Source organism: Comamonas serinivorans, assembly GCF_002158865.1.
Taxonomy (GTDB): Bacteria; Pseudomonadota; Gammaproteobacteria; order Burkholderiales; family Burkholderiaceae_C; genus Comamonas_E; species Comamonas_E serinivorans.
The window spans coordinates 461,811-475,503 of the sequence record NZ_CP021455.1 but is presented as its reverse complement, the minus strand read 5'-3'; the positions used below and the strand labels follow the sequence as shown (position 1 = coordinate 475,503).

The following is a 13,693-nucleotide window of genomic DNA, read 5'->3' as shown; positions in this document are numbered from 1 at the left end:
CTCCAGTCGCCCTGAGGGCTGCGGATCAGCGGCGGCGCTGGCCACCGGCAGGGCCGGGGCCCCGGCCTTCGAGGTGGCGGAATTTGATGCGGCCCTTGGTCAGGTCGTAGGGCGAGAGTTCCAGCGACACCTTGTCGCCGGCCAGGATGCGGATGTGGTGCTTGCGCATCTTGCCGGCCGAGTAGGCAATGAGCTCGTGGCCGTTCTCCAGCGTCACGCGAAAGCGTGTGTCAGGCAGGACTTCGTTCACCACGCCCTGCATTTCGATCAGTTCTTCCTTTGCCATTCACTGTTCCTGTGGACCCCGCCTGTGGGTCCGGTTGATCCAGGATCCGGAGCGCCGGCATCCCTTTGATTCAAAGCCTGTCTGTTCCGTGTCCCGAGCCCTGAGGCCCCGGACCACCATGACGCCGTTGTGTCGCCCCACAACGCCGCCACTGGCTGCCGCCCTGCTGGATCACCCGCCGGATGGCTCCGGACCGGGGTGACTGCGTTCGCCGCCGCGCATGCCTTCGTCCTCGGGCTGGAAGAGGCCGCCTGCCCTGGCGGTAGCTCGCCCTGCCCGTTCTGCGAAAAGCCCATTATTTTAGGCAGCCGGCCTGCTGTTTGTCTGCTGCAAACCGGCACCCAAAGCCCCGCTGGGCGGGCGCTGCGGGCCGTTGGGCAGGGTCTGCGCGACGGTGCCGTTGACCAAGGATCCCCGGGCTTCATGCATCGGCTGTGTAAAGCTGAGGGGTAACCCGCAATTCCCGCGAACTTTTTGACCCGTCTCGCCTCCTTCTGGCTTGGTCGCACGGCGTTTGTCGCTCGCGTTGCCAATTCGCCACGCCGCTGGCTGACAATGTCAGCCGCCTTTCGCCTCCCCCAGCGCCCTCATGCCATCTCCACGCGTTCGCCCTCCTCTCCCCTTGGTCCACCGCTTGCGCGCCTGCCCCCTGGCGATCTGCTCGGCACTGGTGATCGCGCTCGGCCTGGCGGCGTGCGGCGACAAGGCCCCCAGCGCGGCGACGCCCAAGCCGCCCGAGGTCGGCGTGATCACGCTGGGCGAAAGCAGCCAGGCCTTGAGCTCCGAGCTGCCCGGGCGTACCTCGGCCTTCATGAGCGCGGAAGTGCGGCCGCAGGTGAGTGGCATCGTGCAAAAACGGCTGTTCAACGAAGGCAGCACCGTCAAGGCCGGGCAGGTGCTCTACCAGATCGACCCCAGCACCTACCGCACCACCCTGGCCTCGGCCAAGGCGGCTTTGGCCAAGGCGCAGGCGGCGGCCCACACCGCGCGCGTGAACGCCGAGCGCAACGCCGAGCTGGTCAAGATCGACGCCGTCAGCCGCCAGGTCGCCCAGGAGAGTGAGGCGCAGGCCGCACAGGCGCTGTCGGACGTGGCCGCCGCCCAGGCCGCCGTGGAGGCCGCGCAGATCAACCTGAACTACACCGAGGTCAAGGCCCCCATCTCGGGCCGCGTCAACCTCTCGACGGTCACCCCGGGCGCGCTGGTCACGGCCAACCAGGCCGCCGCGCTCACCACCATCGTGCAGCTGGACCCCATGTACGTGGACTTCACGCAGTCCACGGCCGAGCTGCTGGCCTTGCGGCGCGACATCGAGTCCGGGCGCTACCAGGGGGTGTCGCAATCGACGCTGCCCGTGAAGCTGCTGCTCGAGGACGGCAGCCCCTACGCGCACGAGGGCAAGCTCGAGTTTTCAGGCCTCATCGTCGACCCCGGCACAGGCGGCGTGACGCTGCGCGCGGCCATGCCCAACCCCGACGGCATGCTCATGCCGGGCATGTACGTGCGCGCGCAGCTGCCCACGGGCGTGCAGCCCAAGGCCCTGCTGATCCCGCAGCAGGCGGTGCAGCGCGACCCCTCGGGCCGCGCGAACGTCTGGCTGCTGAGCGCGGAAGACACCCTCACGCGCCAGCCGGTGACGCTCTCGCGCGCCATCGGCAACCAGTGGCTGGTCGAGGCCGGGCTCAAGCCCGGCGACCGCATCGTGGTGGACGGCTTCCAGCGCGTGCGCGCCGGCATCCAGGTCAAGCCCGTGGATGCCCCGGCCACCATCTCGCCCGTCAACGCCGCCAGCGCTCGTGCGGCGGCAGCCACACCGGCAGCGGCAGCGTCCGCGGCCTCCGCTGAATCCATCGCCTCGCCCTCGCCCAGTCAACAGGCGGTATCCAGCACTCCCCGTTGAATTGATAACGGCAACCGCTGAATACCCCCATTTAACACCATGGCCCAGTTTTTCATCAACCGGCCCATCTTCGCCTGGGTCATCGCCATCGTCATCATGCTGGCGGGCGGGCTGGCGGTCTTCACGCTGCCGGTCGAGCAGTTCCCCGACATCGCACCGCCTCGCGTGACCATCGGGGCGGACTACGTGGGCGCCTCGGCCGACACGGTGGACAACTCGGTCACCCAGGTCATCGAGCAGCAGCTCAAAGGCATCGACAACCTGCTCTACATCAACGCCACGAGCAACCAGGCCGGCCAGTCGCGCACCACGCTGACCTTCGCGCCCGGCACCAACATCGACGTGGCGCAGGTGCAGGTGCAGAACAAGCTGCAGCAGGCCATGAGCCGCCTGCCCAACGAGGTCACCAGCCGCGGCGTCTTCGTCACCAAGGGCGGGCAGGACTTCCTCATGGTGGTGTCCTTCACGTCGGAAGACCCCAGCGTCACGCACGTGGACGTCGGCGACTTCCTGCGCAGCAACCTGCTGGACGTGATCGGCCGCGTGGATGGCGTGGGCGATGTGCAGATCTTCGGTACCGGCTACGCCATGCGCATCTGGCTGGACCCCGCCAAGCTGGAGAAATACAGCCTGATGCCGGGCGACGTGGCCAACGCGATCACGGCGCAAAACGCCCAGGTGTCCGCCGGCCAGCTGGGCGCGCTGCCCAGCGTGCAGGGCCAGCAGATCAACGCCGCCATCACGGCGCGCACCAAGCTGCAGACCGTGGACCAGTTCCAGGACGTGTTCCTCAAGGTGGACGCCGATGGCTCCGCGGTCACCATCGCCGACGTGGGCCGCGTGGAGCTGGGCCCGGAAAACCTCACCGTGCTCTCGCGCCTGGACGGCAAACCCGGCGCGGGCATGGGCATCGTCATGGCCGACGGCGCCAATGCCATGAAGGTGGCCGAGGCCATCAACGCCAAGCTGGCCGAGATGCAGCCGCTGTTCCCGTATGGCCTCAAGCCCACCATCGTGCTCGACTCCACGCCGTTCGTGAAAACCTCCATCGAGGAGGTGGTCAAGGCGCTGCTCGAGGCCATGGCGCTGGTCGTGCTGGTGATGTTCCTGTTCATGCAGAACCTGCGCGCGACGCTGATCCCGGCCATTGCCGTGCCCGTGGTGCTGCTGGGCACCTTCGGCGTGCTGGCCGTGGCCGGTTACTCCATCAACACGCTGACCATGTTCGGCCTGGTGCTGGCCATCGGTCTGCTGGTGGACGACGCCATCGTGGTGGTGGAGAACGTCGAGCGCGTGATGCACACCGAGCACCTCTCGCCGAAAGAGGCCACGCGCAAGTCCATGGGCGAAATCACACCGGCGCTGGTGGGCATCACCATGACGCTGTCGGCCGTGTTCATCCCCATGGCCTTCTTCGGCGGCTCCACCGGCATCATCTACCGCCAGTTCTCCATCACCATCGTCACGGCCATGGTGCTGTCGGTGTTCGTGGCGCTGACGCTGACGCCCGCGCTGTGCGCCACCCTGCTCAAGCCCCCGCGCGAACACGGCGAGGTGCGCCGCGGCCTGCTGGGCCTGAACGACCGGCTCTTCGCCAAGTTCAACATCGGCTTTGACCGCGCCACCCAGGGCACCGTGGGCCTGGCGGCCCGCTGCATGCGGCGCACCTGGCAGATGCTGATCATCTTCGCGCTGATCGGCGCCGGCATCGCCTGGATGTTCCACAAGCTGCCCACCAGCTTCGTGCCCGAGGAAGACCAGGGCGCGCTCACCGTCATCATCAGCCCGCCGGCCGGTGCCACGGCCGAGCGCACCAACGCCGTGGCGGCGCAGGTGACCGAGTACTTCCGCAACCTGCCCGAGGCCACCAGCGTCAACATCGTCACCGGCCTGGGCGGCAACCAGTCGTCGGCCCGCGCCTTCGTGCGCCTGCGCGACTGGAGCGAACGCCCCCTGCCTGAACAAAGCGCCCAGGCCCTGGCCCAGAAGGCCACGCGGGACCTGCGCAAGATCCGCGATGCCAACGTCATCGTCACGTTGCCGCCGGTGATCCGCAGCCTGGGCTCTTCGGCCGGCTTCCTGCTGGAGTTGAAGGACATGAACGACCTGGGCCACGACGCCCTGATGGCCGCCAAGGAAGACCTGCTCGAGCGCGCCAACGCCGACCCGCGCCTGACGCGCGTGCGGGCGCAGAACTCGGACGACACCGCGCAGCTGTCGGTGCGCGTGGACGACCGCAAGGCTGGCGCCCAGGGCCTGACGACCAGCGACGTCAACCGCACGCTGTCCATCGCCATGGGCGGCAGCTACGTGAACGACTTCGTGCACAACGGCCGCGTCAAGCGCGTCTACGTGCAGGGCGACACGCCCTACCGCATGCTGCCGCAGGACATCAACCAATGGGCCGTGCGCAACACCGCCGGTCAGATGGTGCGCTTCGACACCTTCTCGGACAGCGGCTGGAGCTACGGCTCGCCCCAGCTGCGCCGCTACAACGCCAGCCCGGCCATCGAGATCGAGGGCGAAGCCCAGCCCGGCGTCAGCACCGGCGAGGCCATGGCCATCATGGAAAACCTGATGCAGACGCTGCCCACGGGCATCAGCTACGAATGGTCGGGCGCGTCGTACCAGGAAAAGCAGGCCGGCGCGCAAGCCCCGCTGCTCTACGCCATCTCGGTGCTGTTCGTGTTCCTGTGCCTGGCGGCCCTGTACGAGAGCTGGACCGTGCCGCTCGCGGTGATCCTCAGCGTGCCGCTGGGCGTGCTCGGCGCCGTGGTGTTCACCAGCGTGCGCGGCCTGGACAACGACGTCTACTTCCAGGTCGGCTTGCTGACCACCGTCGGCCTGGCGTCCAAGAACGCCATCCTCATCGTCGAATTCGCCACCCAGCTGCAAGAGCAGGGCAAGGCCGCCTTCGAGGCCACGCTCGAGGCCGTTCGCCTGCGCCTGCGGCCCATCATCATGACCTCGCTGGCCTTCGGCGTGGGCGTGCTGCCGCTGGTGGTGGCCTCGGGCGCCGGCTCGGCCGGCCGCCACTCCATCGGCACCGCCGTGCTGGGCGGCACCGTGTTCTCCACCGTGCTGGGCCTGTTCTTCGTGCCGGTCTTCTTCCTGCTGATCCGCAGCTGGTTCAAGGACCGCACGGCCCGCGTGGCCGACACCCCCGCCGCCCCATCGGAGGCCCACGCATGAGCGTCCTCATGTCCCTCGCCCCCCTCCACGCCCCCACCCCGTCCAGCCGACGCCGCCCCAGCCGCCTGCGCCCGCTGGCCGCGTTGCTGGCGCTGGGCCTGGCCGGCTGCAACCTCGCACCCACCACGCGCGTGCCGCCCCTGGCCGTGCCCACGCAGATCCAGCCCGCCTTCGGGTCCGCCCGCGCCACCCCTGCCGAGGTGCAGTGGGACGAAGCCGCCCGTTCACCGGGCCTGGCCTGGCAGTCCTGGGTGCAGGACGAGCGCCTGCGGCAGGTGCTGACCCAGGCCCTGACCGGCAACCGCGACCTGCAGCAGGCCGTGCTGAACGTCGAGCGCGCCCGCGCGGTCTACGGCATCACCCGCGCCGATCAGCTGCCCAGCGTGGGCCTGTCCGCCCAGGGCAGCCGCGCCCGCACGGCGGCCGACCTGAGCAGCAGCGGCCGGGCCGTGACGCAGGAGCAGTACAGCGTGCAGCTGGGCATCACCGCGTTCGAGCTCGACTTCTGGGGTCGCGTGCGCAACCTCAGCGAAGCCTCGTTGCAGCAGGTCCTGGCCCAGGGCGACACACAGCAAAACGTGCGCCTGGCCCTGCTGGGCGACACCACCCAGGCCTGGCTGAACCTGGCGGCCGACCTGCACCGCCTGCGGCTGGCCGAAGACACGCTGGCCGCGCGCGAAAAAGCCTTTCGCCTGACCCAGCGCATGCACGAGCTCGGCGCCACCTCGGGCCTGGTGCTGGCCCAGAACCAGACCACCGTGGACAGCGCCCGCCTGGACGTGGCCGCCTACCGCACCCAGATCGCCAAGGACCGCCATGCGCTGGCCCTGCTGGCGGGTGGCCCGGTGCCCGAGGCCTGGCTGCCCACCGCCGACGACACACTGGCCACCACCGTGTCGTCCCTGGCCGATGTGCCGGGCGAGCTGCCGTCCACCATGCTGCTGCGCCGGCCCGACGTCCAGGCCGCCGAGCACCGGCTGCGCGCCATGAACGCCAACATCGGCGTGGCGCGCGCCAACTTCTTCCCCCGCATCAGCCTGACGGCGGCCGTGGGCACCGCCAGCCGCAGCCTCTCGGCCCTGTTCGACGGCGGCAACGGTACCTGGAGCTTCGCGCCCGGCCTGTCGCTGCCGCTGTTCGACGGCGGCGCCAACCGCGCCAACCTGCGCGTGGCCGAAGTCGACCGCGACCTGGCCGTCAACGCCTACGACCGCGCGGTGCAGACCGCCTTCAAGGAGGTGGCCGACGCCCTGGCCGAGCGCCAGAGCTGGCAGGAGCGCCTGACCGCCTCCGCCGCCCTGGTCAGCGCCAACCAGCGGGCCCTCGACCTGTCGAACGCCCGCTTCAAGGCCGGCACCGACGACTACCTGGCCGTGCTCGACGCCCAGCGCAGCCTGTACACCGCGCAGCAGCAGCACATCAGCCTGCAACTGGCCGAGCAATTGGGCCGCGTGGCGCTCTACAAAGCCCTGGGCGGCGATGCCGTGACCGATGTGGTGAGCAGTATCCAGTGATTGCCTTTGAATACAGAACGGCAACTGGCACATACTCCTGAAAATCACCCCAATACGGGCGCACTCACGGGCGCAGCGAGCGCCTCCAGGCACCCGCGCGACCCGCCCGCACCGACGTGGATGGCGCGCCACAGTTTGGGATAGCGTCCGGCATGCAACGGCGTCCAGCGCCTGCCGCAGGCGTTGTGCTGCAGGCCGGTGAGCCCGCCGCGCCCGGGTGTCGCGCGACGGCGCGTCGGTGTCACTCGGCCTTGGCGCCCGATATCTTCACCAGCTTCTCGATCAGGGGATCGGCGGCGTTGAAGTCCTTGTGGAACTGGGCCGAACCGCCCTTGACGGGCTCCAGGCCCAGCACCTGCAGCCGCGCCTTCATGGCGGTGGAGTTCACGACCTCGACCGACTCCTTCTCCAGCCGGTCCAGGATGGGCTTGGGCGTGTTGGCCGGCGCCAGCAGCGTGAACCAGGCCACGGTGTTGAACTCGGGGTCGGCGAAGCCCTGCTCGGCCATGGTCGGCACATTGGGCAGCTCCTGCAAGCGCTTGGGCCCCAGGATGGCGATGGGGCGCATGCGGCCCGACTTGATCATGCCCTGGCCCGCCGCCAGGGTGCCCATGCCCCAGGGCACCACGCCGCCGGCCAGGTCCTGCACGAACGGCGCCTCGCTCTTGTAAGCCACGTGGGTCATGCCCAGCTTGCGCGACTCGTTGAGGTAGGCGCTCATCAGGTGGCCGGCCGAGCCCTGGCCGTAAGAGCCGTAGTTGACCTTGCCCTTGTTGGCCTGCGCCCAGGCGATGAACTCCTTCATGTTCTTGGCCGGCACCTTCTCATTGACCAGCACCATCAGGCTGGTGGCGGCCACCTGCGAGACGAACGCGAAGTCCTTCTTGATGTCATAGGCCATCTTGGGAAAGATGTGGTGGGTGTAGAACACCGGCGTGGAGTAGGCCAGCAACACCGTGTAGCCATCGGGCGCGGCGCGGGCCACCGCCTGGGTGCCCAGCATGCCCGAGGCCCCGGTCTTGTTGTCCACCACCACCGTCTGACCCAGGCGCTTGCCCAGCTGCTCGGCCATCACGCGGGCCACCACGTCGGTGGCGCCGCCCGCGGCGGCCGGCACAACCATGGTGATGGTGCGATTGGGGTATTGGGCCGCATCGGTCTGCGCCTGAGCCGTGCTCCACGCTCCGCACGCCAGGATGCACGCTGCCCACAAAGTCTTCACTGCCATCGCCGTCACCTCTTGCCAAAAGTCTTCCAAGGACGCGCGAGGGTACAAGCCCATGGCCAAAGCCTCCATCGGGGCATTCCCGGTCGGCGGACGCAGGCGCTGCGCCGGTGATGGCCCAGCGAAAGCGTGCCGGCAGACCACATCGCGATCCGCTCAAATCTTCAGAGCAACCCCATCGGTTCGCATGCGGTCGTCATGGCCAGACGGAAGACGGCTGTGCCGCCTGCCGGGCGAAGGCATCGTCGGGCTGGCGTGCGCCCGCGCGCGAGCACGATGCGGCCGCCCTTGACCCAGCCCGGCTCTCAGGTCACCCCCGGCCGGTCCTGAAACAGCCGGCGCACGCGGCATGGCCGGCACGCGCACGCCCGCGGCTGGATGCCCTCAGCGGCCGGTGAAGCGCGCCGGGCGCTTTTCGACGAAGGAGCGCACGCCTTCGGCCGCGTCCTCGCTGCTGGCCAGGCGCGATTGCACCGGGCTGAAGTCGGCCACGGCGGCGGCCTGGCCCAGCTCGATGTTCTTCAGCACGTTCAAGCGCGTGGCGATGACGGCGGCCGGCGCCTGTGCGGCAATGCGGCGCGCCAGTGTCAGGGCGGTGTCCAGCAGCTCGGCCACGGGCACGACCTTCTGCACGAAGTTGCAGCGGTAGGCCTCGGCGGCGTCGAACTCATCGGCCGTCAGCAAATGCAGCATGGCGTTGCCCAGGCCGGCGCGCTCGGGCATGCGCAGCGTGGCGCCGCCGGCCGGCAGGATGCAGCGCGCGACTTCCATCTGCGAGAAGCGGCAATCGTCGGCCGCGACCGTGATGTCCGACGCCAGCATCAGCTCGATGCCCACGGTGAAGCAAATGCCTTTGACGGCCGCGATCACCGGCTTGGTGCGGCGGCGGTAGCCCGACAGGCCCAGGTCATGCGCGTCGACCAGGCCGGCCGGCGTCAGCTTCTGGCCCTTCTTCAGGTACTCGGACACGGCCGGCAAATCGAGCCCGGCCGTGAAGTGGTCGCCGAAGGCGTGCAGCACGCCCACGCGCAGGTTGGGGTCGTCGTCCAGCTGGGTGTAGGCCTCGGCCAGCTCGCGGAACATGCGCGGCGTCCAGCCATTGCGCTTGGCCGGGCGGTTCAGGCCGATCAGCAGGATGTGCTCGTCGACGATTTGGGTGACGACGCAGCCCTCGGGCGGGGGGTGGTGGCGGTGGGGGTGAAGCTCAAGACGGTCTCCTCTGGTGAACACGCGGCGCGCCGCAAACGAGCGGCAGTGTAGGGGGCCGCCACCGGGCCGGGCGACGCCTGCACGATAGCGAAGCCGAAGCGCTGGCAGGCCGCGCGCCGTTCAGTGCACCGTGGTCACCATGCGCTGCCGCCCCTCCATGGAGATGGGTATGCACCAAACAGCTTTTCAATTGAATCGGCCATCGATGCATACTCACTGCGGACTCCGTCATGCTTCAGGGCTCGCGGCGGCGCAGACCCCACGCCCCCAAGCCAGCCGACAACAGCGCCAGCAGTCCAGCGCCCAGTGTGCTCAATGCCGGTACCGGAGCCACCGTGGCCGCGACTGGCGCTGCCGGCGTCACCGCCTGTGCGCCAGAAGCCGGTCCGGTGCCGGCTGCACTGGTGGCAGCCACCGTGCACATGTAGGTCGTGCCGTTCGTCAAGCCGCTCACCGTCAAGGGGCTGGTGCTGCCCGTGACCGTGAGGGCTGCACCGCCCGCTTGCGGCGCACAACTGGCCAGGTAGCCGGTGACAGCGTGGGTGCCCACGTCTGTCGGTGCTGTCACCTGCAGCTGAGCCGCGCCAGGCGCTGGGGTGGCGGCGCTCAGCGCCGGCGCATCCGGCGCTTGGGCGATGCCGAACACCGCGATGCCGAAGCTGGCGTCAGCTTGAACTTCAATGGTTTGGAGAAACTCGCCTGCTTGGCTTGTGTAAAACCCAAGGCCAGGGACCGCGTCGTTCATACCTGTGGTGACCACCGTCACGGGTCCAGAACCAGCGCCGCTGTCCGAAGTGGCTTGAAAAATGTGAGTGCCCCCGAAGTTGCTGACACCGAAGAGGTGAAAGGCGGTGGTGCGGGCGGGAAGTGCCAACGTCAACGCCATCGTGCCGTAGCCGCTGAAGAAAATGGGGCCGAGATACTGGTTGGCCCAGGTTTGATTCCATTGAACGCCCATGGTGTATTTCGTCAGTGCCGTTGCCGAGCTCAGCGTGGTGACTGCTGGGTTGCCGTTTGCCTGCATGGGCATGCCAGGAATGGTGGCGATGCCTGGGGTGATGTCCACAATCGCCGCCTGCGGCGTCAGGTCAAACGGCAACACGGGCACACCGCCCACCTGGGTGATGGTGTTCCAGGCCTGTGTCGCCGGAATCAATTCAAACTGCACAGCAGCCTGAACGCTGTGGGCCACGCCCAAGACCGCCAGGGCCAGGGTGCCAGGGCGCAGGTGCTGAAGCAGCTGCGATGAACGGATGGGGGCGAACAATGGCATGCGGCAAATGTGATCAGTTGTGACAAGCGCACGCTTATAGCCCGAAAAAATTCATGGGGCCATCCCTGAAATTCGGGTTTTCGCGATCGCATCGCCCTTTTCCTGAAAGTGCGAGCCACCGCTTGACCTTCCCATCATGGCAAGCCTTAAGGTCGCACCATGGCACACACGAACACCTTTCCAAGCACCCCTGCATCCACGCCGCACCTCACGTCCGGCGCTGGGCCTTCTGTCATCAGCCTGCCGGTGGAAGGCATGACGTGCGCATCCTGCGTGGGCCGCGTGGAGCGCGCCTTGCAGGCTGTGCCCGGCGTGGCCACCGCCAGCGTGAACCTGGCGACCGAGCGCGCCACGGTGCAGCCCCAGGCTGACGCCCGCGGCGCCGAGGTGGCCGCATTGCGCGGTGCGTTGGTGGCGGCCATCGAGCAGGCCGGCTACAGCGTGCCGGCCCCCAGCGCCGCCAGCGCCCCCCCGAATTCGACCACCGAGCTGGTCGTCGAGGGCATGAGCTGCGCCTCCTGCGTGGGCCGGGTCGAGCGTGCGCTGAAGGCCGTACCCGGGGTGCTGGACGCCAGCGTGAACCTGGCGACCGAACGCGCCACGGTGCGCCTGGCCGATGACCCCGCCAGCGCCGACGCGCTGATCGCCGCCGTGGCCCAGGCCGGCTACCGCGCCGCCCGCGTGCCGTCCGCCGACGAGGCGCTGGCCCAGACCGAGGCGCACGCGGCCAAGAAAGACGCCGAGCGCCTCCAGCTGAAGCGCGACTTGACGATGGCCGCGGTGCTGACGCTGCCGGTCTTCGTGCTGGAAATGGGCACGCATGTGGTGCCCGGCATGCACCACCTGATCGCCACAACCCTGGGCACACAGACCAGCTGGCTGATTCAGTTCGTGCTGACCACGCTGGTGTTGCTGGGCCCTGGGCGGCGCTTTGTGCGCCTGGGCCTGCCGGCGCTGCTGCGCGGCGCGCCCGACATGAACTCGCTGGTGGCGCTGGGTGCGCTGGCGGCCTACGGCTATTCGCTGGTGGCGACCTTCGTGCCGCGGTGGCTGCCGGCCGGCACGGTGAACGTGTACTTCGAGGCGGCGGCCGTCATCGTCACGCTGATCCTGCTGGGCCGATTCCTGGAGGCCAAGGCCAAGGGCCGCACCTCCGAGGCAATCGGCCGCCTGGCCAAGCTGCAGGCCAAGACGGCGCAGGTGCTGCGCGATGGGCAAGCCCTGGCCCTGCCGATGGACCAGGTGCGCCTGGGCGATCTCGTGCTGGTCAAGCCCGGCGAGCGCGTGCCGGTCGACGGCGAGCTCGTCGAGGGCGAGAGCTTTGTCGATGAATCCATGATCAGCGGCGAGCCCGTGCCGGTGGCCAAGCACGTGGGCAGCGCAGTGGTGGGCGGCACCGTCAACCAGACCGGCGCCTTCACGCTGCGCGCCACGGCCGTGGGCGGCGCCACGGTGCTGGCGCAGATCATGCGCATGGTCGAAGAAGCGCAGGGCGCCAAGCTGCCGATTCAGGCGCTGGTGGACAAGGTGACGCTGTGGTTCGTGCCGGCCGTCATCGCCGTGGCGCTGCTCACCTTCGTGGCCTGGCTGGTCTGGGGGCCGTCACCGGCGCTGTCGTTCGCGCTGGTCAACGCGGTGGCGGTGCTCATCATCGCCTGCCCCTGCGCCATGGGCCTGGCCACGCCCACGGCCATCATGGTGGGCACCGGCCGCGGCGCCGAGCTGGGTGTGTTGTTCCGCCAGGGGCAGGCCCTGCAGACGCTGCAGGACACGCGCGTGGTCGCCGTGGACAAGACGGGCACGCTGACCGAAGGCAAGCCCGCGCTGACCGACCTGCAGGTGCAGCCCGGCTTTGACGAAGACCTGGTGCTGGCCCAGGTGGCCGCGGTCGAGGCCAAGTCCGAACACCCGATTGCGCAGGCCATCCACACCGCGGCGCTGCAGCGCGGCCTCGGCCTGCCCGCGCTGAGCCAGTTCGAGTCGGTCACCGGCCTGGGCGTGCGGGCCACCACGGCCGACGGCCACACCCTCGCCGTGGGCGCCGACCGCTTCATGACCCAGCTGGGGATCGATGTGCTGGCCATGGCCGACACCGCCCGGCGCCTGGGTGAGGAGGGCAAGTCGCCGCTGTATGCCGCCATCGACGGCCGGCTGGCCGCCATCATCGCTGTGGCCGACCCCATCAAGGCCGACACGCCGGCCGCCATCCGCGCCCTGCATGCGCTGGGCCTGAAGGTGGCCATGGTGTCGGGCGACAACCGCGCCACGGCCGAGGCCATCGCGCGCCGGCTGGGCATCGACCACGTGGTGGCCGAGGTGCTGCCCGACGGCAAGGTGGCCGTGGTGCGCGCGTTGAAGGCCCAGCACGGCACGCTGGCCTTCGTGGGCGACGGCATCAACGACGCGCCGGCGCTGGCCGAAGCCGACGTGGGCATCGCCATCGGCACCGGCACCGACGTGGCCATGGAGGCCGCGGACGTGGTGCTGATGGGCGGCCAGCTGCAGGGCGTGCCCACGGCAATTGCGCTGTCCAAGGCCACGCTGGCCAACATCCGGCAGAACCTGTTCTGGGCCTTTGCCTACAACGCGGCGCTGATCCCCGTGGCTGCCGGGCTGCTGTACCCGCTGTGGGGCGTGCTGCTGTCGCCCATGTTCGCTGCCGGCGCCATGGCCATGTCCAGCGTCTTCGTGCTGGGCAACGCGCTGCGGTTGCGGCGGTTCATGCCCCAATGACTGGAAGCAGTATGCCGTCACTGTCGATCATGTGAAATCGACAGTGTCCCCATACTGCCTTTCATTCAACCAAACGTTCGGACTCGACGGGCTGACCACCCGCTTCACGGCGGAGCCCATCGCGCACCAGGCGCACCCCGCGAACTGGCAGCGGTTCAACGCGCCTTGGTCATCGCCGCCAGGCCTGCGCCCGCAGGGCATGCCGCTGTGGACGCCCGCTGAATTGTGCGGGTGACCCAACCATGTCTGTGTGTTGTTCCCGGCCTTGACGGTCAGCCTGCGGCCCGCGGTCTCGACGAAGACGGGCCGCGGCTGGCTGCCCCGCCATCGGCCTGGTCGGGCCAGGCGGGCACGTCGGTTC

Annotated in this window: 8 protein-coding genes; 4 read left to right on the top strand and 4 right to left on the bottom strand. The window is 69.0% G+C overall.

The window, feature by feature from the left end:
• Positions 1-25: 25 nt before the first annotated feature.
• The gene (gene infA / locus CCO03_RS01995) at positions 26-286 is read right to left on the bottom strand and encodes a translation initiation factor IF-1 (protein ID WP_087276574.1); all 261 of its coding nucleotides are present in this window, start codon (positions 284-286) and stop codon (positions 26-28) included.
• A 634-nt stretch (positions 287-920) separates the two neighbouring features.
• Here infA and CCO03_RS01990 point away from each other — a divergent pair.
• The 3 genes from CCO03_RS01990 to CCO03_RS01980 are packed head-to-tail and all read left to right on the top strand — an operon-like array spanning position 921 to position 6,892.
• Positions 921-2,186, top strand: coding sequence for an efflux RND transporter periplasmic adaptor subunit (locus CCO03_RS01990; RefSeq protein WP_236903990.1), 1,266 nt, complete (start codon positions 921-923; stop codon positions 2,184-2,186).
• A 39-nt stretch (positions 2,187-2,225) separates the two neighbouring features.
• Complete coding sequence (locus CCO03_RS01985; RefSeq protein WP_087276570.1) at positions 2,226-5,378, top strand: efflux RND transporter permease subunit; 3,153 nt, start codon at positions 2,226-2,228, stop codon at positions 5,376-5,378.
• A gap of 8 nt (positions 5,379-5,386) precedes the next feature.
• Complete coding sequence (locus tag CCO03_RS01980; RefSeq protein ID WP_087276568.1) at positions 5,387-6,892, top strand: efflux transporter outer membrane subunit; 1,506 nt, start codon at positions 5,387-5,389, stop codon at positions 6,890-6,892.
• Between the two features lie 241 nt (positions 6,893-7,133).
• On the opposite strand, the gene CCO03_RS01975 is transcribed toward CCO03_RS01980, so the two are convergent.
• The 3 genes from CCO03_RS01975 to CCO03_RS01965 all read right to left on the bottom strand — a co-directional run bounded on the left by CCO03_RS01975 (position 7,134) and on the right by CCO03_RS01965 (position 10,593).
• On the bottom strand, positions 7,134-8,120 hold the full coding sequence (locus CCO03_RS01975) for a Bug family tripartite tricarboxylate transporter substrate binding protein (RefSeq protein WP_087283968.1): 987 nt from the start codon (positions 8,118-8,120) through the stop codon (positions 7,134-7,136).
• Between the two features lie 381 nt (positions 8,121-8,501).
• Positions 8,502-9,347, bottom strand: coding sequence for a crotonase/enoyl-CoA hydratase family protein (locus tag CCO03_RS01970; protein ID WP_087276565.1), 846 nt, complete (start codon positions 9,345-9,347; stop codon positions 8,502-8,504).
• Positions 9,348-9,561: 214 nt separating this feature from the next.
• Positions 9,562-10,593 carry a fibronectin type III domain-containing protein gene (locus tag CCO03_RS01965; protein WP_205690349.1) on the bottom strand — a complete coding sequence of 344 codons (1,032 nt, stop codon included), beginning with the start codon at positions 10,591-10,593 and terminating at the stop codon, positions 9,562-9,564.
• 261 nt (positions 10,594-10,854) lie between these two features.
• Here CCO03_RS01965 and CCO03_RS01960 point away from each other — a divergent pair, with 261 nt between their 5' ends.
• A complete protein-coding gene (locus tag CCO03_RS01960) occupies positions 10,855-13,332 on the top strand; it encodes a heavy metal translocating P-type ATPase (protein ID WP_236904174.1) in 2,478 nt (825 codons plus the stop codon).
• Positions 13,333-13,693 lie beyond the last annotated feature (361 nt).